A 19,340-nucleotide genomic window follows, 5' to 3' on the forward strand; every position below is an offset into this window, starting at 1 on the left:
AGGCTATTCCGCAATCCTGGCCCCCGCAGTACTCAGGTGACCGCCCATGAATGATTTACAGATCGACGACATTAAAACCGACGAAAACGCCGCCATGGTGTTGTTGGTGGACGATCAGGCGATGATCGGCGAAGCCGTGCGCCGTGGGCTGTCGAATGAAGAGAACATCGACTTCCACTTCTGCTCCGACCCGCACCAGGCCATCGCCCAAGCGGTACGGATCAAGCCGACGGTGATTCTGCAGGACCTGGTGATGCCCGGCCTCGACGGCCTGAGCCTGGTGCGCGAATACCGCAATCATCCGGCGACCAAGGACATCCCGATCATCGTGCTGTCGACCAAGGAAGACCCGCTGATCAAGAGCGCGGCGTTCTCCGCCGGGGCCAACGACTATCTGGTCAAGCTGCCGGACACCATCGAACTGGTGGCGCGCATCCGCTATCACTCGCGCTCCTACATGACCCTGCTGCAGCGCGATGCGGCGTACCGTGCGTTGCGCGTCAGTCAGCAGCAGTTGCTCGACACCAACCTGGTGCTGCAACGGCTGATGAACTCCGATGGCTTGACCGGACTGTCCAACCGCCGGCACTTCGACGAGTACCTGGAGCTGGAATGGCGCCGCTCGCTGCGCGACCAGAGCCAGTTGTCGTTGCTGATGATCGACGTCGATTACTTCAAGTCCTACAACGACAGTTTTGGCCACGTCGAAGGCGATGAGGCGCTGCGCAAGGTCGCCACGGCGATCCGCGACGCCAGCGCCCGACCGTCGGACCTGCCGGCACGCTACGGCGGTGAAGAGTTCGCGCTGGTGCTGCCGAACACCTCGCCGGGCGGCGCACGCCTGGTGGCGGAGAAACTGCGCCAGACCGTGGCGGCGCTGAAGATTCCGCACAACACCCCGAGCGAAGGGGCGAGCCTGACCATCAGCATCGGCCTGGCGACCATGGTGCCGCAGGCGGGCAGCGATTGCCGCCTGCTGATTTCGGCGGCGGATCGCGGGTTGTACCTGGCCAAGAATAACGGCCGTAACCAGGTCGGCATCGAATAACCCACGCAAGCCCACTGTGGGAGCGAGCCTGCTCGCGAAAGCGGCCGCACGGGCGACATTGATGTTGTCTGATGCACCGTCTTCGCGAGCAGGCTCGCTCCCACAATGGATCGGCGGCATGTCAAGTGAATCGCCTTAACAGCCGCCAGACGGGCTGCCGTGACAGCGTGATTACGTTATACTCGCCGGCTTTCAAAAGTTCGCCAACGAGTGCTGCCTGTCATGGAAATCAACCCGATCCTGAACACCATCAAGGACCTGTCCGAGCGCTCCGAAACTATTCGGGGGTATCTTTGACTACGATCAAAAGCATGAGCGTCTGACCGAGGTCAATCGCGAGCTTGAAGATCCGAGTGTCTGGAACAAACCTGAATACGCCCAGGAGCTGGGCCGCGAGCGTTCGGCGCTGGCGCAGATCGTCGACACCCTCGACGAACTGAACGGCGGTCTGGCCGATTGCCGCGACCTGCTGGACATGGCTGTCGAAGAAAACGACGAAGGCGCAGTGGGCGATGTCGTCGCCGAGCTGGCCCGTCTCGAGGAAAACCTCGCCAAGCTTGAATTCCGCCGCATGTTCAGCCACGAGATGGACCCGAACAACGCCTACCTGGACATCCAGGCCGGTTCCGGCGGTACCGAGGCTCAGGACTGGGCCAATATCCTGTTGCGCATGTACCTGCGCTGGGCGGACAAACGCGGTTTCGACGCGACCATCATGGAACTGTCGGCCGGTGAAGTCGCCGGTATCAAAGGCGCGACCGTGCACATCAAGGGCGAATACGCCTTTGGCTGGCTGCGCACCGAGATCGGCGTGCACCGTCTGGTGCGCAAGAGCCCGTTCGACTCCGGCAACCGTCGCCACACCTCGTTCTCTGCCGTTTTCGTCTCGCCAGAGATCGACGACAAGGTCGAAATCGAAATCAACCCGGCAGACCTGCGGATCGACACCTATCGTTCCTCCGGTGCCGGTGGTCAGCACGTAAACACCACCGACTCGGCCGTACGTATCACCCACGTACCGACCAACACCGTGGTCAGCTGCCAGAACGAACGTTCCCAGCACGCCAACAAGGACACCGCCATGAAAATGCTGCGGGCCAAGTTGTACGAGCAGGAAATGCAGAAGCGCAACGCCGCTTCCCAGGCGCTGGAAGACACCAAGTCGGACATCGGCTGGGGTCACCAGATCCGTTCGTACGTGCTCGACGCGTCGCGGATCAAGGACCTGCGCACCAACATTGAACGCAGCGACTGCGACAAGGTGCTCGACGGCGACATCGACGAATACCTGGAAGCCAGCCTGAAATCGGGGCTGTAAAAGACGCACGCAGGGTCGCTGATGCAACGCGATCCCTGTAGGAGCCAGCTCAGCTGGCGATTCCCGGGCCGCCAGGCCCGGGGGCAACGAACCTGATGGAATATCTGAAGACATGAGCGACCAACAACTCGACCCGCAAGCCCTGCAACAGGAAGAAAACTCCCTGATCGCCCTGCGCAAGGAAAAGCTGGCTGCCGAGCGCGCCAAGGGCAACGCCTTCCCGAACGACTTCCGCCGCGAAAACTACTGCGAAGATCTGCAGAAGAAATACGCGGACAAGACCAAGGAAGAGCTGGCCGAGGCTGCAATCCCGGTCAAGGTTGCCGGTCGCATCATGCTCAACCGTGGCTCGTTCATGGTGATCCAGGACATGACCGGTCGCATCCAGGTCTACGTCAACCGTAAAACCCTGTCCGAAGACACCCTGGCCGCAGTCAAGACCTGGGACATGGGCGACATCATTGCCGCCGAAGGCACCCTGGCGCGTTCCGGCAAGGGCGACCTGTACGTCGAAATGACCAACGTGCGCCTGCTGACCAAGTCGCTGCGCCCGCTGCCGGACAAGCACCACGGCCTGACCGACACCGAACAGCGCTACCGTCAGCGTTACGTTGACCTGATCGTCAACGAAGAAGTGCGCCAGACGTTCCGCGTGCGTTCGCAAGTGATCGCGCACATCCGCAGCTTCCTGATGAAGCGCGACTTCCTCGAAGTCGAAACGCCGATGCTGCAGACCATTCCTGGCGGCGCTGCGGCCAAGCCGTTCGAAACCCACCACAATGCGCTGGACATGGAAATGTTCCTGCGTATCGCGCCAGAACTGTATCTGAAGCGTCTGGTGGTCGGCGGTTTCGAGAAAGTGTTCGAGATCAACCGCAACTTCCGTAACGAAGGCGTTTCGACTCGTCACAACCCTGAATTCACCATGCTGGAGTTCTACCAGGCTTACGCCGACTACGAAGACAACATGGACCTGACCGAAGAACTGTTCCGTGAACTGGCGCAGCTGGTGCTGGGCAGCACCGACGTGCCGTACGGCGACAAGGTGTTCCACTTCGGCGAGCCGTTTGCCCGTCTGTCGGTGTTCGACTCGATCCTCAAGTACAACCCTGAGCTGACTGCCGATGACCTGAACGACATCGACAAGGCGCGCGCCATCGCCAAGAAGGCCGGCGCCAAGGTGCTGGGCTTCGAAGGTCTGGGCAAGCTGCAGGTGATGATTTTCGAAGAGCTGGTCGAGCACAAGCTGGAGCAGCCGCACTTCATCACTCAGTACCCGTTCGAAGTGTCGCCGCTGGCCCGTCGTAACGACGAGAACCCGAACGTCACCGACCGTTTCGAGCTGTTCATCGGCGGCCGTGAAATCGCCAACGCCTACTCCGAGTTGAACGACGCGGAAGACCAGGCCGAACGCTTCATGGCGCAGGTGGCCGACAAGGACGCCGGCGACGACGAAGCCATGCACTACGACGCCGACTTCGTGCGTGCGCTGGAGTACGGCATGCCGCCAACGGCCGGTGAAGGTATCGGCATCGACCGTCTGGTGATGTTGCTGACCAACTCGCCGTCGATCCGCGATGTGATCCTGTTCCCGCACATGCGACCGCAAGCGTAAACGTTTCAGTTAAAAAGCCGCCTAAAACAGGCGGCTTTTTATTGCCTGTCTGGTACAAATGTATCAATTGGTTAATTTTGCAATAGCAGAGGAAGTCCAGTCGTGATGGTTGCAATCGCTCAAGAAGGTGCAGCGGGTATCGCCACTGCGGTCGCTGAAAGTGTTCAGTACCAGGGCCGCAAGGCCAGCCGACAGGGCAGTGAGCAGCGTCGACAGGACATTCTCGATGCGGCGATGCGCATTGTCGTGCGTGACGGCGTGCGCGCCGTGCGCCACCGTGCGGTGGCGGCCGAGGCCGGTGTGCCACTGTCGGCCACTACTTATTACTTCAAGGATATCGATGACCTGCTCACCGATACCTTCGCCCAATACGTCGAACGCAGCGCGGCCTACATGGCCAAGCTGTGGATCAACAACGAAGGCCTGCTGCGCGAGATGGTCGTCAGTGGTGACGGCAGCCCCGAGTCGCGCTCGCAACTGGCGGACGATATCGCGCGGCTGATGGCTGACTATGTGCACCGGCAACTGGTCAATCGCCGCGAACACCTGATGGCCGAGCAGGCGTTCCGCCAGGAAGCGCTGCTCAACCCGCGTCTGGCGGATCTGGTGCGCTCGCATCAGCAGATTCTGCTGCAGGGCACCTGCCAGTTGTTCCAGGTGCTGGGCTCGCGTGAACCGCAGCAGGATGCCAAGGTGTTGACGGCGATTATCGGACGGATGGAATATCAGGGCCTGCTCAACGACGCCGAGCCTTTGGCCGAACAGGACATGCTCGGGATTCTGACGCGGTATATGCATCTGGTCCTCGCCTCGGTGTAACGCAATGTTGTGCGTCTGACGCTGATCCAATGTAGGAGCTGCCGCAGGCTGCGATCTTTTGATTTTCAAGATCAAGATCAAAAGATCGCAGCCTGCGGCAGCTCCTACAGGGGAGGTGTGGTGGGTTCATAGGGAGTATTGAATGAAAGCCTGGCGTGGCGTGCTGATCGCCTTGTCGTTCCTGCTGCTCAGTGGCTGTCTGGTGACCTTCAAGGATCCGCTGCCTGCCAGTGACCCGGCGCCCAAGGGCCTGCTGGGCAGGTGGTCGAGCACCAATGCCTGGGGCGAGCCGATGAACCTTGAGCTGACCCGCGTCGGCAACGATCGCTATCAGGCCGTCACCTGGTTCAAGGCCCGGCCTCACGAGCGCGAGGCGTACCCGATCACCGTGTCGCGCCATGGCAGTCGCTGGTACCTGTCGGCGAAAGTGCCGGCGCGTTACGGGGGTCAATACACCATCGCCGGTTTCGAACTCACCGACAAACACGAGCTGGTGGTGTACAACCTCGACCTCGAACAGATCAATCAGGCGATCAAACAGCAAGCCCTCGACGGCAAGGCTTTCCAGACTGAGGACGACGGCGACGGCGTGCAGGTCGACAGTAGCCTCGACAAGGTCTTTGCTTACCTCGACGATCCGGCCAATTCCGATGTCTTCGTCGAGGCCGCGCGCTATCAGCGCCAGGCCCGCGCCAAATAATTCAGTTTTCTACAGGAGTTTCGGGTGGACGATTACCAGCAGACGATACGCACGCTGTCCGATCGCATTGTGCTGGCGCAGACGCCGATCCGCGTGCTCGATGCGGTGAAGTGGGACGAGAACATCCGCAAGGGGTTCCTCAAGGCCAAGGGCAAGGAAATGCCGGCGGTGGATCGCGACTACTACCTCAATCGGCCGCTGTCCTTCGATTCGAGCAAGGTCAAACTGGAATTCCAGAACATCGAGCGCGACATCACCCGCCAGCTCGGCCAGTTCAATCCGGTCGGGCAGATCATGCGGCGCATGTGCAAGGAATACCGCATGGTGGTGCGCATGCTCGAAGCGCGCGGCACCGAGGATTTCGGCCTGATCTCCCAGGAACTCTACGGCGCCGCCTCCGATGCGTTCCACGCCGGCGACCCGACCCTGGCCGACCTCGGCCTGATGATGTCCGACTACCTGAACAACATCGATGGCCGTGGCGACCTGAAGGACGAGCCGAAGATCCTCACCGCCAAGGATGCCGTGCACCTGCTGCAAACCCGCTTGAACAAGGTGTTCGGCGAGGCCGAGGAAACCATCCGCGTGTTCGAGTCCGACGGCATCGTCGCCGACGCGGCGGCAGGCGCCGACTACATCAAGATCCGCACCGACGCGCTGTTCAACGACCGCGACGTGCGTGCACTGGAAGTCCACGAAGGCCTGGTGCATGTCGGCACCACGCTCAATGGCTTGAACCAGCCGATCTGCACCTTTCTGTCCAAAGGCCCGCCGTCGTCGACGGTGACCCAGGAAGGCCTGGCGATCCTGATGGAAATCATCACCTTCGCTTCCTACCCGAGTCGCCTGCGCAAACTGACCAACCGCACCCGCGCCATTCACATGGTCGAGGAGGGCGCGGACTTTTTGCAGGTGTTCGAGTTCTTCCGCGAGCAGGGCTTTGAAATGGCCGAAAGCTACGGTAACGCCAGCCGGGTGTTCCGTGGTTCGACCCCGACCGGTCTGCCATTCACCAAAGACTTGTCCTATCTCAAGGGCTTTATCATGGTTTACAACTACATTCAGTTGGCCGTGCGTAAAGGCAAGCTCGAACAGGTGCCGCTGCTGTTCTGTGGCAAGACCACGCTGGAAGACATGCGTACCCTGCGGCAGTTGGTCGATGAAGGTCTGGTGGTGCCGCCGAAATATCTGCCAGAACAGTTCCGCGACATGAACGCGCTGTCGGCGTGGATGTGCTTCTCCAACTTCCTTAATCACTTGAGCCTGGACCGGATCGAGGCGGATTACTCCAATATCCTCTGAACAACCAATATTTCCTGTGGGAGCGAGCCTGCTCGCGAATGCGATTTAACATTCAACATGATTGTTGGCTGACACACCGCTTTCGCGAGCAAGCCCGCTCCCACAATTTTTGATTTGTGTTTAGCTCTCAATTTTTGCGAGGTTTCACCGGATGAGAATCCTCGGCATCCTTTGCCTGCTCCTGACCCTCAGTGGTTGCAGTTCGTTGTTGTTCTACCCCGAACCGGGCCAGATCTTCACCCCGGAAAAAGCCAAGCTCGAATACCGCACCGTCACATTGGTCACGGCGGATGGCTTGAAGCTGAACGCCTGGTGGCTACCGGCCAAACCTGGCGTCGAAGTCAAAGGCACAGTCCTGCACCTGCACGGCAACGGCGGCAACCTGCCGATGCACCTCGGCGGCAGTTGGTGGTTGCCGAAAAACGGCTATCAGGTGCTGCTGGTGGACTATCGCGGGTATGGCTTGTCCGAGGGCAAGCCGAGCCTGCCGGCGATCTATCAGGACATCGACGCTGCGTTCGCCTGGCTCGACAAGGCGCCAGAAGTCAAAGGCAAACCGCTGATCCTCCTCGGCCAGAGCCTCGGCGGCTCGATGGCCGTGCATTGGCTGGTGCAGCACCCGGAGCGGCAGAAGCAACTCAAGGCCTTCGTGCTCGACGGTGTGCCCGCCAGTTATCGCAGCGTCGGCCAGTACGCCCTCAGCACTTCATGGCTGACCTGGCCGTTTCAGGTGCCGCTGTCGTGGCTGGTGCCGGACGGCGACAGCGCGATCAACTCGATGCCGCAGCTCACGGGCGTGCCGAAGCTGATCTTTCACAGCATCGACGACCCGCTGGTACCAATGGCCAACGCCATCCGCCTGTATCAGGCTGCGCCGCCACCGCGCGTGCTGCAACTGACCCGTGGCGGCCACGTGCAGACCTTCGGTGACCCGGTCTGGCGCCAGGTGATGCTGCGCTATCTGGAAGATCCCGAACATTTCAACGGCCTGCGCCGCCTCGGCGAGATCCCGAACTACCCGCAACCCCCGAATTCTGAAGATGAGAGTCCGCAATGACTGAAGAACGTAACGCCATCCCGCTGATCATCACCGGTATCTGCAGCATCCTCGGCACCGTCGGCGCCCTGTGGTACTACGGTTACCTGCACTTCGCCAAACCCGAGGATGCGCTACTGCTCAACGAATTCACCATGCTCAAAACTGTGCCGGGCGAAGACTACAAAGTCTCGCTGGACCCGGCGCCGCAAGTGGCGCAGTGCATCGATGGCGTGCTGGTATTGTTCGACACCGAGCAGAAAGGCCTGACCGGGGTGCTGATCAATGCGCAGAAAAAAGCCGTGCGCTGCATGGGCCAGGAAACGCCGCAGAAACTTGAACCTTAAAAGCAAAAGATCGCAGCCTGCGGCAGCTCCTGCAGGAGAATGCATTCCAATGTAGGAGCTGCCGAAGGCTGCGATCTTTTGATCTTAAAAAGCCCCGCCTGATCACTCAGGCGGGGCTTTTGCGTTAGCGCGTGTTGCTTAGTTCGAGCTGACCGCCGAACGTGGCATCACTGGCTGGTTGTCGTTGGAAATGGTCACTTCCACACGACGGTTCATTGCACGACCCGAGACGCTGCTGTTATCGGCAACCGGGTATTCCTTGCCATAACCCTGAACCACGATGCGCGAAGGATCTACGCCCATCTTGATCAGAGCGACTTGTACCGAAGTCGCGCGACGCTCGGACAGCGACTGGTTGTACGAAGCAGCACCGGTGCTATCGGTGTAACCCTCGACGATCACTTTACGATCAGGGTTTTCCTGAAGGAATTGCGCCAGTTTGTTGATGTTCACCAGACCGCTGGATTTCAGGTCAGCCTTGTTGGTGGCGAACAGCACGTCACCGAAGGTCACCAGGGTACCGCGATCGGTCTGCTTGGCATTCAGGCTCTGCTGCAGTTGTTTGATCTGCTGATCACGAGCGTCCAGACGCGCCTGGGCACGTTGCGCGGCAGCGTTTTTCAGGTTGTTTTCAGCGGTGCGCAGGGCGATGGTCTGCTTGGCCACTTCCACGCGCTGGTTGGTCAGGTAGGCCAGTTGGTCAACCTTGGCTGCGTCTTGCTTGTCCAGATAAGCCTTGTCGGCCTTGTCCAGGTAATCGCTGGCGTCCTTGGTTTCCAGGGCAGCGACTTTGCTCGCCTGTGGGTTGGCCTGCAGGCCGGCGTAGTTGGTGCGCGCCTGTTCCAGGTTCGGGTTAGGCGGGGTGGAGCAGGCAGCCAAGGCAACGCTTGCGGCCAGAAGAGCGGGGATCATCAGTTGCTTACGCATAATTTGTCGTCCTTTCTATCGATAAAAGTTTCAGCTTTGCGATTCGGGATGCGCGCTTACTGCACGGTGCGCTGACTTTCCTGACGCAGTTCCTGAACACCTTTCTGGGAATCCTTCACAGCCTGTTCGGCCTTGGCAGCCTGAGCCTTGCGTTCTGCTACGCGAGCGTCCCATTCAGCTTGCTCGGCGAGGGTACGAGCCTGTTCATATTTCTTGTCGTGCATGGCGATTTCGGCTTGCTTGAGCTTGTCCTGAGCCTGCTTCATTTCCACTGCAGCGAACTCGGTACCACCGGCGCTGACGGCGCTGTTGACGGCCGATTGAGTCACGGCGTACTGCTCGGTCGGCGGGTTACCGGCGCAACCGGCCAGAACGAAGCTGGTACCGATAGCCAGAGCAGCCAGTTTCAGACCGCGCAGGTGGGAGAACGAGGTTTGGGTCTTCATGGTCTTCAACTCCATTGTTTAACTCCTGATAAAACCGAAAATCCATCCTGGTCGAGGAGCCGCAAGCGTCGTGTAAAAGCGCGTTTTTGAAACGCTCGTTCCAGGCGTGGTTACAGCTTCCGACCGGAGGCGTTTTTCAAAAGTTCAGAAAAGATGGCCTATCGCCAAATTTTTTTTTGACCAGACGGACAAGGCTCTAAACCGGGAACTTTAGGGGAGGGGAGAGGTACGCGCGGGGTAACCGTGTGGGATTTTTGAAGTTCAATACACTCAATGTGGGAGCGAGCCTGCTCGCGAAAGCAGTCTTTCAGGCACTGTAGAGGTGACTGTTCTGACGCTTTCGCGAGCAAGCTCGCTCCCACAGTTTGATCTATGTTGTGTCAGTGCTTTTGCTTGCCGGCAGCGGCGGACAAATCCTGCAGATGTCGGCGCGACAGGGCCAGAAATCGCGGTGTCGGCCCGACATCTTCGTACAGCGGATCACCTTCCTCATCAGTCGCCACCACCGTCGAACCTTTCACATACGGCAGGCTCGCCTCGAACTCTTCGAGCGCGGCGCCGATCAGTTCGCCGAGCAGTTCTTCCGGGTGACGTTTGGGGTACATCTCGGCAATCGCCGCCAGTCGCGCAGCGGCCTCGACGTCCAGATGAATCGTGTAGCCGGTGTCGGTCAGGCGACCCTTGGCGTTTTCTTCCCAATGCTGGGCGAGTTCACGAATTTTCATGATGACCTCATTTCGCGCCTGCTCGTGGCAGGCCTGGGTGAGTGTCCGGCGGGGCCGGCGGCAAGCCGTTGTACGGCTTACTGTTGAGACTAGCTCCAAGCCTCAAGGTTTAAAGTCCCTTCGTCGTCTGCTTGTAAGAAGCGCCGTAGAGCGGCACTCTCTGGGCAAAGCATTCGTTTCTGCGCCGTCCCGATTACCGCTGGAGAACTGCTGATGACCGATATTGATGCACGCTTGCGCGAGGACGTTCACCTGTTGGGTGAGTTGTTGGGCAATACCATCCGTGACCAGTACGGCGAGGAATTTCTCGACAAGATCGAGCAGATCCGCAAGGGCGCCAAGGCCGACCGCCGTGGCTCGATGGACGCCGAACTCAGTGCCAGCCTCAACCAGTTGAGCGAAGACGAATTGCTGCCGGTGGCGCGGGCGTTCAACCAGTTTCTCAACCTGGCGAACATCGCCGAGCAGTATCAATTGATTCATCGCCGCGAAGAGTCGCAACCGGCGCCGTTCGAGTCTCGCGTACTGCCGGAACTGCTCGCCCGCCTGCGCAATGAAGGGCACAGCGCCGAATCCCTGGCCCGGCAACTGGCGCGACTGGAAATCGAACTGGTGCTGACCGCGCACCCGACCGAAGTGGCGCGGCGCACGTTGATTCAGAAGTACGACGCGATTGCCGCGCAACTGGCCGCGCAGGATCATCGCGACCTGACCAGCGCCGAGCGCGAACAGATCCAGAACACCCTGCAACGGCTGATCGCCGAAGCCTGGCACACCGAAGAAATCCGCCGCACCCGGCCGACCCCGGTCGACGAAGCGAAATGGGGTTTCGCGGTGATCGAACATTCGCTGTGGCAGGCGATTCCCAACCATATGCGCAAGGCCGACAAGTCGCTGTATGAAGCGACGGGCCTGCGTTTGCCACTGGAGGCGGCGCCGATTCGCTTTGCCTCGTGGATGGGTGGCGACCGCGACGGCAACCCGAATGTCACGGCCGCAGTGACCCGCGAGGTGCTGTTGCTGGCGCGCTGGATGGCCGCCGACCTGTACTTGCGTGACGTCGATCATCTGGCCGGCGAGCTGTCGATGCAGCAGTCCAGCGACGCGCTCAAGGCCAAGGCCGGCGACAGCGCCGAACCTTATCGGGCGGTGCTCAAGCAATTGCGCGAACGCCTGCGCGCCACGCGCAACTGGGCCCATGCGTCGCTGACTGCGCCCACGCCGGCACCGGCCGATGTGTTGCACAACAATCGCGACCTGCTTGATCCGCTGGAACTGTGTTTCAACTCGCTGCACGAATGCGGCATGGGCGTGATTGCCGACGGGCCGTTGCTCGATTGCCTGCGCCGGGCGGTGACCTTCGGCCTGTTCCTGGTGCGCCTCGATGTGCGTCAGGATTCGACGCGGCACAGCTCGGCAATGACCGAAATCACCGACTACCTCGGCCTCGGTCGCTACGAAGACTGGGACGAAGAGCAGCGCATCAGCTTCCTCACCCGCGAATTGAGCAATCGCCGCCCACTGCTGCCGGCGCATTTCAAACCGTCCGCCGACACCGCAGAAGTGCTCGCCACTTGCAAGGAAATCGCTGCCGCACCGGGCGCCTCGCTGGGTTCCTACGTGATCTCGATGGCGGGCGCCGCCTCCGACGTGCTGGCAGTGCAACTGCTGCTCAAAGAGTCCGGCGTGCTGCGGCCGATGCGCGTGGTGCCGCTGTTCGAAACCCTCGCCGACCTCGACAACGCCGGGCCGGTGATGGAGCGTCTGTTGCTGTTGCCGGGCTACCGCGCAAGGCTGCAAGGCCCGCAGGAAGTGATGATTGGTTATTCCGACTCGGCCAAGGACGCCGGCACCACCGCTGCGGCGTGGGCGCAATATCGCGCGCAGGAGCGGCTGGTGGAGATCTGCCGCGAGCAGCAAGTCGAACTGCTGTTGTTCCACGGTCGCGGTGGCACCGTGGGCCGTGGCGGCGGTCCGGCGCACGCGGCGATTCTGTCGCAGCCGCCGGGCTCGGTGGCGGGGCGCTTCCGCACCACCGAGCAGGGCGAAATGATTCGATTCAAATTCGGCCTGCCGGACATTGCCGAGCAGAACCTCAATCTGTATCTGGCCGCCGTGCTCGAGGCGACGTTACTGCCGCCCCCACCACCGACGCCCGAATGGCGACACCTGATGGATGAACTGGCCGCCGATGGCGTCGCCGCGTACCGCGCCGTGGTGCGTGAAAATCCGCAGTTCGTCGAGTATTTCCGCCAATCGACGCCGGAGCAGGAACTGGGGCGCTTGCCCCTTGGCAGCCGTCCGGCCAAGCGCCGTGCCGGTGGGATCGAGAGCCTGCGGGCGATTCCGTGGATCTTCGGCTGGACGCAAACGCGGCTGATGCTGCCGGCGTGGCTCGGCTGGGAAACTGCGCTGAGCAAGGCGCTGGAGCGCGGCGAGGGCGAACTGCTCGGGCAGATGCGTGAACAGTGGCCGTTCTTCCGCACCCGTATCGACATGCTGGAAATGGTCCTGGCCAAGGCCGACGCCGACATCGCGCTGTCGTACGACCAGCGTCTGGTCGAGCCGGACCTGCTGCCGTTGGGCGCGCAGTTACGCGACCTATTGTCGCAGGCGTGTGCGGTGGTGCTTGGTCTGACCGGGCAGTCGCAGCTGCTGGCACATAGCCCAGACACCCTGGAATTCATCCGTCTGCGCAACACTTACCTCGACCCGCTTCATCTATTGCAGGCCGAGCTGTTGGCCCGATCACGGCAGCAAAATGTCGAGCAGGGCAGCCCGGTGGAGCAGGCGCTGCTGGTGTCTGTGGCGGGGATTGCCGCCGGGTTGCGCAATACCGGCTAAGGTTTTTGCGGTGGCATCAGGCGCCCGGTACACAGGCCGGGTGCCGCTTTGTACACAGGGAGAAAGTGCGGGCAGGCGACAGTTAGTGATGGGGTTGCGACTTGGGTTACCGCGTCGCAGGGTCACGGCAGGCGCCGGTTTCTCCGACTTTTGGCGTCTTGTGTGGGCGCAGCCTGCTGTGTATCTTGATCAGCCTTTGGCCGTTTGTGCGGCCACGACCCGTTTTTTAAGATTGGCCCAAAGAGGCGAATCCCGTTGTTTTCTATATAAAAAATTGAGGAGCACATCGATGCGCGTCATTCTGCTGGGAGCTCCCGGGGCCGGTAAAGGTACTCAGGCTAAGTTCATCACCGAGAAATTCGGCATTCCGCAAATCTCCACCGGCGACATGCTGCGTGCTGCGGTCAAGGCCGGCACTCCGCTGGGCATTCAAGCCAAGAGCATCATGGATGCCGGCGGCCTGGTGTCGGATGACCTGATCATCGCGCTGGTGCAGGATCGCATCGCTCAACCAGACTGCGCCAACGGCTTTCTGTTCGACGGCTTCCCGCGCACCATTCCACAGGCCGAAGCACTGGTAACCGCCGGTGTCGAGCTGGACGCGGTGGTTGAAATCGCTGTTGAAGACGAAGAAATCGTTCAGCGTATCGCCGGTCGTCGCGTTCACGAGGCCAGCGGCCGCGTTTACCACATCGTCTACAACCCGCCGAAAGTGGCTGGCAAAGACGACGTCACCGGCGACGATCTGGTGCAGCGCAAGGACGACACTGAAGAAACCGTACGTCATCGCCTGTCGGTCTACCATTCGCAGACCAAGCCGCTGGTGGACTTCTACCAGAAGCTTTCCGCTGCCAACGGCAAGCCGAAGTACAGCCACATTCCGGGCGTTGGTTCGGTTGAAGCGATCACCGCCAAGGTGCTCGAAGCGCTGAGCTGAAAAAGCTGATCGGCTGCATCATCCACGGCCCGCTTGCGGGCCGTAGTTGTTTATACTGACGCACTTTTTCCACCACCTGTTTTGGATACATCGATGAGCACCTTGCTGGCCCTGGACACCGCGACCGAAGCTTGCTCCGTTGCCTTGCTGCATGATGGCAAGGTCACGAGCCATTACGAGGTGATCCCGCGTCTGCACGCGCAGAAGCTGCTGCCGATGATCCAGCAACTGCTGGCGGACGCTGGCACCACGTTGCAAGGGGTGGACGCCATCGCGTTCGGTCGTGGGCCGGGTGCGTTTACCGGTGTGCGGATTGCGATTGGCGTGGTGCAGGGGCTGGCGTTCGCGCTGGATCGCCCGGTGCTGCCGGTGTCCAACCTCGCCGTACTGGCGCAACGTGCGTATCGCGAACACGGCGTGAGCCAGGTCGCGGCGGCTATCGATGCGCGGATGGATGAAGTGTATTGGGGCTGCTACCGCGAAACAGCTGGCGAGATGCGTCTGGTCGGCGTCGAGGCGGTACTGCCGCCGGAAGTGGCAGCGCTGCCGGGCGATGCCAGCGGTGAGTGGTTCGGTGCCGGGACGGGTTGGGGTTATGGCGAGCGGATCGCGGTCAAACCGAGGGGTCAGGACGCTGGCATGCTGCCTCACGCCGAAGACCTGCTGACCCTGGCGCGGTTTGCCTGGGAGCGCGGCGAGTCGATCCCGGCCGATGATGCGCAACCGGTTTACCTGCGCGACAAAGTCGCCACCCCGAAGGCTCGCTGAGCCCTTAAAAGATCGCAGCCTGCGGCAGCTCCTACAGGGATTGCATGCTTTTGCAGGAGCTGCCGAAGGCTGCGATCTTTTGCTTCTACAGCTGCCAATCATCAGTTTCCATCCCCTCGCTTTAAACCTTTTGCGCTTTATGTGTTCTAGTTATCACTCGGCAGTTTGCTAAGTCGGTCAAGTGCCGCTAAATTGCCATCATCGATACCGAGCATGAATTTATGCGTATAGACGGCCTTTCCTCTCAGTCCTACCCCATCAAGCGCAAGCCTCGCAAAGGCAATGTGGCGCTGGATGAATCCGTCGACGATATCGACGGCGAGCTGGAATTCCCGACTGAAGAGCAACTGGCCGCCCGCGCTGCCAAAGCCTCCGCACAACGCCTGGCCAATCTGCCCGCCCGTCAGCAAGACATGATTTATCACCGCGCCATGAGCAAAAGCGTAGCGATGGCCTTGGCCAGCTACCTGAGCACCGCCGGTTTTGTCGATTGGGATGCGGATGTGCTGGGCCTCGACCTGTACATCTGATGGATCTGCCTTACTACCTCGGTTGTCCGTCCTGGAGCGAAAACGCCTGGCGCGATTATCTGTACCCCGAAGACGCCAAGACCGCCGATTTCCTCAATCTCTATTCTCAAGTGTTCAACGCCGTGGAAGGCAACACGACTTTCTACGCCAGCCCGTCGCCGGTCACCGTGCAGCGTTGGGCCGAGACCATGCCCGAACACTTTCGCTTCACCGCCAAGTTTCCCGGCGATATCAGCCACAGCGGTGACCTGCGTGATCAACTGACCGCCGCCGAAACCTTCGTAAATCTTCTCAACCCGCTCGGCGAACGCGTTTCGCCGCTGTGGCTGCAACTGTCGAAGAGCTTCACCCCGCATCGATTGCCGGAGCTGACCGCGTTCATCGACGCGCTGGACCGGCCACTGGCGGTGGAAGTGCGCCACGAGCAGTTCTTCGCCAAGGGCGAAAGCGAACGTCTGCTCAATCGCCTGCTGCTCGACCGTGGCGTGGAGCGCATCTGCCTCGATCCACGGGCGCTGTTCAGTTGCCTGTCCACCGAGTCTTCGGTGATCCACGCGCAATCGAAAAAGCCCCGGGTGCCGACCCGTCCGGCGGCGTTCACCCAGTTCCCGCAGGTGCGCTTCATCGGCCACCCGGAGCTGGAAGCCAACGATCCGTTCCTCGTGCCATGGGTGGCGAAAATCGCCGAGTGGATCGAAGAGGGCCGCACGCCGTACATCTTCCTGCACACCGCCGACAACGTCATGGCGGCGAAGCTGGCGCAACGTTTCCACGCACAATTGATGCAACGTTTGCCTGGCCTGCCATCCCTGCCTGAGCTATACAGAGAACCCGCCGCCGAGCAACTCGGCTTGCTCTGAAGGCGGATTTTTCCCCTGCCCAGGAGCCTGCCGATGGACGCCCACGCCCTTCAAGAACAAACCCGCAAAGCCCAGGCCTTCAAGGCCCTGCACGAGCGTCCGGGGATTTTCGTCATTCCCAACCCGTGGGATGCCGGCTCGGCGAAGATGCTCGCCAGTCTGGGCTATCAGGCGCTGGCGACCACCAGCGCCGGTTACGCGTTTTCCCAGGGCAAGGCCGACGGCGCCCTGAGTCTCGATGACACCTTGGCCAACGTCCGGGCGATTGTCGCGGCCACGGATTTGCCGGTAGCGGTGGATCTGGAAAACGGTTTCGCCGATGACCCCACCGAGTGCGCAAAAAGCCTGTTGCGCGCCGCGGAGGCGGGCGCGGTGGGTGGTTCGATCGAAGATGCCACGGGCCGTGCCGACGCACCGATCTACTGCTTCGAACACGCCGTGGCACGCATCGAAGCCGCCGTCGCTGCGGTGCGCACGCTGCCATTTCCCTTCGTCTTGACCGCCCGCGCGGAAAACTACCTGCACGGCAATCCCGATCTCAACGACACCATTCGCCGCCTGCAAGCCTTTGCCGAGGCGGGCGCCGACGTGCTGTATGCGCCGGGTTTGCGCAGCGCCGAAGAGGTGTTGGCGGTGGTGCGCGCGGTGGCGCCAAAACCGGTCAACGTGCTCATGTCCGGCGGTTTGAAACTGACCGTACAGGAGTTGGAAGAAATGGGTGTGCGCAGGATCAGCACCGGCTCGGCGTTGGCCTTGGCAGCATTCGGCGAGTTCTTCCGCGCGGCTGAAGAGATCCAGCAGCACGGCACCTTCGGCTTCACTGCGCAATCGATGCCGTACGCCCAGGCCAATCAGTTTTTCAAAGGCTGAGCATGGGCCGCTGGATCGCGCTGTCGTTAATGCTAATCATCGCGGGTGCCGTGCTCAGCGTCTGGCGCGGCTGGCTCGATGTGCCGGCCGAGTGGAACCCGTGGGCGCCGCTGGACGTGAGGGCCGCGCCGAACTGGCTGACCGGTTTCAAACTGATGCGCCTGCGCGGCAATCCCGAGTTGTGCGCGCAAGTCCTGAGCAACTCGGGTCTGCGCGTCACAGCGCAAGCCGACAGCCCCGACGCCAAGTGCCCGCTGATCGGCGCCGTGCGCGTGCAGGGTGGCGAGGTGGCGCTGGGCAGCAGCTTCCTCGCCAGCTGCCCGCTGGCGGTGGCTTACGTGATGTTTGAGCGGCATAGCCTGCAACCCGCCGCGCAGTCTGCTTACGGGCAGAGGGTGGCGCGGCTTGATCACCTCGGCAGCTTTGCCTGCCGCAATGTCTATAACCGCGAGAGCGGGGCGCTCAGTCGGCATGCCAGTGCCGATGCGCTGGATATCAGCGGATTTCGTCTGGCGGACGGGCGCAGCATCAGCGTGCTCAAGGACTGGCCGAAACAGAATCAGGATGCGCAGTTTCTGCGTCAGGTGCGCGATGGCGCCTGCGAGGCGTTCAGTGTGGTGTTGAGTCCGGATTACAACGCCGCCCACCGCAATCACTTTCATGTCGATGTCGGGCGCTGGAGCGTGTGTCGCTGAGGGATCAGGCGGCGATGCGCAGGTTCTGCAACACGATCGGGCGTGCCCAGCCGTTGTCGAAGTCCAGCGCTTTCTGCTGCTCGACGATTTCTTCCGGCGGGAACGGCGGATAAGGTTTTTGCAGCAGGTCGAGGTCGAATTCGGCAATCGGCAAGTACAGCGGCTTCTTCTGCGGCGCCGGGCCAGGCTCTGGCAGAGGCTGACCGTTGTTGATCACGATCGGCCGGACCCAGCTGCTGTCGAAGTCCTGCTGCTCTTGCTGAGCCTTGAGTTCTTCTGGCGGGAACGGTGGGAACGGCTTGTCCAGCAGATCGGTTTCGAACTCGGCGATCGGCAGGAACAGCGGCTCCGGCGGACGCACTTCGGTCTCGACCACGTCGCACTGACGCTGCTCGACGATGTGCGCGTGCAGCTCGCTGCCCAGGGTCGGTTCTTCCGGGCTGTTCAGGTCAACCGGTGGAAAGGTGCCACAGGCCGGCACCACATCACTCGTCTGTTCGGCCAGAGCCTGGGCAAAGAAATCCTGCCACAGGTGACTGACGCCGCCCAATGCTTGAGTGTTATGACGGCTGAAGTCGCCCTTGGGCGAAATGTAGCCAATCGATGTGGGAAGAATGCCTGACATTTTTTTCGGTTGACGCTCAGCTCTGGCAAAATGCGCGTTGATTGGTTTATCGGCCACTTTTTGCCGATCCTTAACTTTTTTGAGCGTGTTTTCATGATTGAGCAACCCGCGGCCTGCCGCATCCATGTCCAGGCCCTCGGCCCGACGTTTGAAGCGCAAGCCGAGCAGTGGGCCGAGCGTCTGGGCCTGCCGCTGCAGGTGGACGGCGGCGAGTTCGCCTTGCAGGTCGGCGAGCAGGGTTTGCAGCTGCAGCAGCTCGGCCCGGATGCGCCGGGACCGGTGCGGGTGGACTTTGTCGAGGGTGGCGCGGCGCATCGGCGTCTGTACGGCGGCGGCAGCGGGCAGATGATCGCCAAGGCGGTAGGCATCGCCCAAGGCGTGCGCCCTCGGGTGCTGGACGCCACGGCGGGGCTGGGCAAGGATGCGTTCGTGCTGGCCAGTCTGGGTTGCGAGATGAGCCTGATCGAGCGTCAGCCGTTGATCGGCGCGTTGCTGGAGGATGGTCTGGCGCGGGCGGCGGAAGATTTTGATGTGGCGCCGATTGTCGCGCGGATGAAGCTGCTCAAGGGCAACTCGATCGAGGTCATGCGCAACTGGGAGGGCGAGCCGCCGCAGGTGATCTACCTCGACCCGATGTTCCCGCACCGCGAGAAAACCGCGCTGGTGAAGAAGGAAATGCGCCTGTTCCGGCCGCTGGTCGGGGATGATCCGGATGCGCCGGCGCTGCTGGAGGCGGCGCTGGCGTTGGCGACGCACCGTGTGGTGGTCAAGCGCCCGCGCAAGGCGCCGTGCATCGAGGGGCCGAAGCCGAGTCATGCGCTGGATGGCAAGTCCAGTCGGTATGACATCTACCCGAAGAAAGCACTCAAGGCCTGAGACCGCGTCGACCCCTTCGCGAGCAAGCCCGCTCCCACATTGGAATGCATTG

Annotated in this window: 20 protein-coding genes; 16 read left to right on the forward strand and 4 right to left on the reverse strand. The window is 61.3% G+C overall.

Features of this window, described 5'->3' with window-relative positions; translation table 11 throughout:
• The first annotated feature begins 46 nt into the window (after positions 1-46).
• The 8 genes from LOY52_RS05295 to LOY52_RS05330 all read left to right on the forward strand — a co-directional run bounded on the left by LOY52_RS05295 (position 47) and on the right by LOY52_RS05330 (position 8,185).
• On the forward strand, positions 47-1,048 hold the full coding sequence (locus LOY52_RS05295) for a PleD family two-component system response regulator (RefSeq protein WP_007964207.1): 1,002 nt from the start codon (positions 47-49) through the stop codon (positions 1,046-1,048).
• 222 nt (positions 1,049-1,270) lie between these two features.
• Positions 1,271-2,366 (forward strand): peptide chain release factor 2 gene (prfB, locus tag LOY52_RS05300; protein WP_103485386.1). Its coding sequence is split into 2 segments (ribosomal slippage): positions 1,271-1,342 and positions 1,344-2,366, totalling 1,095 coding nucleotides; the frame shifts between segments, so codons are not numbered across the junction.
• Positions 2,367-2,478: 112 nt separating this feature from the next.
• The gene (gene lysS / locus LOY52_RS05305) at positions 2,479-3,981 is read left to right on the forward strand and encodes a lysine--tRNA ligase (protein ID WP_041063265.1); all 1,503 of its coding nucleotides are present in this window, start codon (positions 2,479-2,481) and stop codon (positions 3,979-3,981) included.
• Positions 3,982-4,086: 105 nt separating this feature from the next.
• Positions 4,087-4,800, forward strand: a complete 714-nt coding sequence (locus tag LOY52_RS05310) for a TetR/AcrR family transcriptional regulator (protein WP_007964212.1) — start codon at positions 4,087-4,089, stop codon at positions 4,798-4,800.
• Positions 4,801-4,942: 142 nt separating this feature from the next.
• Positions 4,943-5,500, forward strand: coding sequence for a hypothetical protein (locus LOY52_RS05315; RefSeq protein ID WP_258678596.1), 558 nt, complete (start codon positions 4,943-4,945; stop codon positions 5,498-5,500).
• 24 nt (positions 5,501-5,524) lie between these two features.
• A complete protein-coding gene (locus LOY52_RS05320) occupies positions 5,525-6,802 on the forward strand; it encodes a flavohemoglobin expression-modulating QEGLA motif protein (RefSeq protein ID WP_003222055.1) in 1,278 nt (425 codons plus the stop codon).
• A 151-nt stretch (positions 6,803-6,953) separates the two neighbouring features.
• Positions 6,954-7,859: an alpha/beta hydrolase gene (locus LOY52_RS05325; protein ID WP_027610999.1), complete on the forward strand. Its 906-nt coding sequence runs from the start codon at positions 6,954-6,956 to the stop codon at positions 7,857-7,859.
• Positions 7,856-8,185, forward strand: coding sequence for a hypothetical protein (locus tag LOY52_RS05330; RefSeq protein WP_007964217.1), 330 nt, complete (start codon positions 7,856-7,858; stop codon positions 8,183-8,185). Before LOY52_RS05325 ends, LOY52_RS05330 begins: the two co-directional genes overlap by 4 nt.
• 138 nt (positions 8,186-8,323) lie before the next feature.
• On the opposite strand, the gene LOY52_RS05335 is transcribed toward LOY52_RS05330, so the two are convergent.
• The 3 genes from LOY52_RS05335 to LOY52_RS05345 all read right to left on the reverse strand — a co-directional run bounded on the left by LOY52_RS05335 (position 8,324) and on the right by LOY52_RS05345 (position 10,283).
• The gene (locus tag LOY52_RS05335; RefSeq protein WP_007964218.1) at positions 8,324-9,112 is read right to left on the reverse strand and encodes an OmpA family protein; all 789 of its coding nucleotides are present in this window, start codon (positions 9,110-9,112) and stop codon (positions 8,324-8,326) included.
• A gap of 56 nt (positions 9,113-9,168) precedes the next feature.
• Positions 9,169-9,573, reverse strand: a complete 405-nt coding sequence (locus LOY52_RS05340) for a DUF4398 domain-containing protein (protein WP_007964219.1) — start codon at positions 9,571-9,573, stop codon at positions 9,169-9,171.
• A gap of 365 nt (positions 9,574-9,938) precedes the next feature.
• Entirely contained in the window at positions 9,939-10,283 is a 345-nt protein-coding gene (locus tag LOY52_RS05345) for a hypothetical protein (RefSeq protein ID WP_003222064.1), read from the reverse strand.
• A gap of 213 nt (positions 10,284-10,496) precedes the next feature.
• Here LOY52_RS05345 and ppc point away from each other — a divergent pair, with 213 nt between their 5' ends.
• From ppc to LOY52_RS05380, 7 genes are all read left to right on the forward strand, one after another.
• Positions 10,497-13,127 carry a phosphoenolpyruvate carboxylase gene (ppc, locus tag LOY52_RS05350; RefSeq protein WP_258678597.1) on the forward strand — a complete coding sequence of 877 codons (2,631 nt, stop codon included), beginning with the start codon at positions 10,497-10,499 and terminating at the stop codon, positions 13,125-13,127.
• A 289-nt stretch (positions 13,128-13,416) separates the two neighbouring features.
• On the forward strand, positions 13,417-14,064 hold the full coding sequence (adk, locus tag LOY52_RS05355) for an adenylate kinase (RefSeq protein ID WP_258678598.1): 648 nt from the start codon (positions 13,417-13,419) through the stop codon (positions 14,062-14,064).
• A gap of 93 nt (positions 14,065-14,157) precedes the next feature.
• On the forward strand, positions 14,158-14,832 hold the full coding sequence (gene tsaB, locus LOY52_RS05360; RefSeq protein WP_258678599.1) for a tRNA (adenosine(37)-N6)-threonylcarbamoyltransferase complex dimerization subunit type 1 TsaB: 675 nt from the start codon (positions 14,158-14,160) through the stop codon (positions 14,830-14,832).
• A gap of 221 nt (positions 14,833-15,053) precedes the next feature.
• Complete coding sequence (locus LOY52_RS05365) at positions 15,054-15,362, forward strand: hypothetical protein (RefSeq protein WP_003222071.1); 309 nt, start codon at positions 15,054-15,056, stop codon at positions 15,360-15,362.
• Positions 15,362-16,222 carry a DUF72 domain-containing protein gene (locus tag LOY52_RS05370; RefSeq protein WP_258678600.1) on the forward strand — a complete coding sequence of 287 codons (861 nt, stop codon included), beginning with the start codon at positions 15,362-15,364 and terminating at the stop codon, positions 16,220-16,222. Before LOY52_RS05365 ends, LOY52_RS05370 begins: the two co-directional genes overlap by 1 nt.
• Positions 16,223-16,255: 33 nt before the next feature.
• The gene (locus tag LOY52_RS05375) at positions 16,256-17,092 is read left to right on the forward strand and encodes an oxaloacetate decarboxylase (RefSeq protein WP_258678601.1); all 837 of its coding nucleotides are present in this window, start codon (positions 16,256-16,258) and stop codon (positions 17,090-17,092) included.
• 2 nt (positions 17,093-17,094) lie between these two features.
• Positions 17,095-17,787, forward strand: coding sequence for an extensin family protein (locus LOY52_RS05380; protein WP_258678602.1), 693 nt, complete (start codon positions 17,095-17,097; stop codon positions 17,785-17,787).
• A 4-nt stretch (positions 17,788-17,791) separates the two neighbouring features.
• On the opposite strand, the gene LOY52_RS05385 is transcribed toward LOY52_RS05380, so the two are convergent.
• Positions 17,792-18,412, reverse strand: a complete 621-nt coding sequence (locus LOY52_RS05385) for an energy transducer TonB (protein WP_258679828.1) — start codon at positions 18,410-18,412, stop codon at positions 17,792-17,794.
• A gap of 93 nt (positions 18,413-18,505) precedes the next feature.
• On the opposite strand from LOY52_RS05385, the gene LOY52_RS05390 reads away from it, so the two are divergent.
• Positions 18,506-19,288 (forward strand): class I SAM-dependent methyltransferase, encoded by a 783-nt coding sequence (locus LOY52_RS05390; protein WP_408980421.1) that lies wholly within the window; start codon positions 18,506-18,508, stop codon positions 19,286-19,288.
• Positions 19,289-19,340 lie beyond the last annotated feature (52 nt).

This window comes from Pseudomonas sp. B21-051 (assembly GCF_024748795.1).
Classification (GTDB): Bacteria; Pseudomonadota; Gammaproteobacteria; order Pseudomonadales; family Pseudomonadaceae; genus Aquipseudomonas; species Aquipseudomonas putida_A.

What these genes read in the sequence shown, in the direction of transcription:
- LOY52_RS05295 (WP_007964207.1), top strand. Translation starts at nt 47, where the DNA reads ATGAATGATTTACAGATCGACGACATTAAAACCGACGAAAACGCCGCC.
- lysS (WP_041063265.1), top strand. Translation starts at nt 2,479, where the DNA reads ATGAGCGACCAACAACTCGACCCGCAAGCCCTGCAACAGGAAGAAAAC.
- LOY52_RS05310 (WP_007964212.1), top strand. Translation starts at nt 4,087, where the DNA reads ATGGTTGCAATCGCTCAAGAAGGTGCAGCGGGTATCGCCACTGCGGTC.
- LOY52_RS05315 (WP_258678596.1), top strand. Translation starts at nt 4,943, where the DNA reads ATGAAAGCCTGGCGTGGCGTGCTGATCGCCTTGTCGTTCCTGCTGCTC.
- LOY52_RS05325 (WP_027610999.1), top strand. Translation starts at nt 6,954, where the DNA reads ATGAGAATCCTCGGCATCCTTTGCCTGCTCCTGACCCTCAGTGGTTGC.
- LOY52_RS05330 (WP_007964217.1), top strand. Translation starts at nt 7,856, where the DNA reads ATGACTGAAGAACGTAACGCCATCCCGCTGATCATCACCGGTATCTGC.
- LOY52_RS05335 (WP_007964218.1), bottom strand. Translation starts at nt 9,112, where the DNA reads ATGCGTAAGCAACTGATGATCCCCGCTCTTCTGGCCGCAAGCGTTGCC.
- LOY52_RS05340 (WP_007964219.1), bottom strand. Translation starts at nt 9,573, where the DNA reads ATGGAGTTGAAGACCATGAAGACCCAAACCTCGTTCTCCCACCTGCGC.
- LOY52_RS05345 (WP_003222064.1), bottom strand. Translation starts at nt 10,283, where the DNA reads ATGAAAATTCGTGAACTCGCCCAGCATTGGGAAGAAAACGCCAAGGGT.
- ppc (WP_258678597.1), top strand. Translation starts at nt 10,497, where the DNA reads ATGACCGATATTGATGCACGCTTGCGCGAGGACGTTCACCTGTTGGGT.
- adk (WP_258678598.1), top strand. Translation starts at nt 13,417, where the DNA reads ATGCGCGTCATTCTGCTGGGAGCTCCCGGGGCCGGTAAAGGTACTCAG.
- tsaB (WP_258678599.1), top strand. Translation starts at nt 14,158, where the DNA reads ATGAGCACCTTGCTGGCCCTGGACACCGCGACCGAAGCTTGCTCCGTT.
- LOY52_RS05365 (WP_003222071.1), top strand. Translation starts at nt 15,054, where the DNA reads ATGCGTATAGACGGCCTTTCCTCTCAGTCCTACCCCATCAAGCGCAAG.
- LOY52_RS05370 (WP_258678600.1), top strand. Translation starts at nt 15,362, where the DNA reads ATGGATCTGCCTTACTACCTCGGTTGTCCGTCCTGGAGCGAAAACGCC.
- LOY52_RS05375 (WP_258678601.1), top strand. Translation starts at nt 16,256, where the DNA reads ATGGACGCCCACGCCCTTCAAGAACAAACCCGCAAAGCCCAGGCCTTC.
- LOY52_RS05380 (WP_258678602.1), top strand. Translation starts at nt 17,095, where the DNA reads ATGGGCCGCTGGATCGCGCTGTCGTTAATGCTAATCATCGCGGGTGCC.
- LOY52_RS05385 (WP_258679828.1), bottom strand. Translation starts at nt 18,412, where the DNA reads ATGTCAGGCATTCTTCCCACATCGATTGGCTACATTTCGCCCAAGGGC.
- LOY52_RS05390 (WP_408980421.1), top strand. Translation starts at nt 18,506, where the DNA reads ATGATTGAGCAACCCGCGGCCTGCCGCATCCATGTCCAGGCCCTCGGC.